The organism is Bacillus sp. DE0042, assembly GCF_007680225.1.
In the GTDB taxonomy this organism is placed as follows: Bacteria; Bacillota; Bacilli; order Bacillales; family Bacillaceae_G; genus Bacillus_A; species Bacillus_A wiedmannii.
Genome location: NZ_VEJP01000051.1, coordinates 1 through 224, shown reverse-complemented (window position 1 = coordinate 224; position 224 = coordinate 1). Strand labels below are relative to the sequence as shown.

At 36.6% G+C, this 224-nt stretch carries 1 rRNA gene; it reads right to left on the bottom strand.

Annotated features, from left to right (window positions below):
- Window positions 1-76 (bottom strand): 5S ribosomal RNA (gene rrf, locus FS802_RS30810); the annotation flags it as partial.
- Window positions 77-224: the final 148 nt, after the last annotated feature.

The following is a 224-nucleotide window of genomic DNA, read 5'->3' as shown; positions in this document are numbered from 1 at the left end:
TACCATCGGCGCTAGAGAGCTTAACTTCCGTGTTCGGTATGGGAACGGGTGTGACCTCTCTGCCATCATTACCAGACATTATTCTTTTGAGACAATCATTATTATAACTTATTTACTTTAAAAGTCAACAAGTTTTTTTATGTTCTCTCAAAACTAGATAACATTGCTACATATTATATGGTTAAGTCCTCGATCTATTAGTATTCGTCAGCTCCACATGTCAC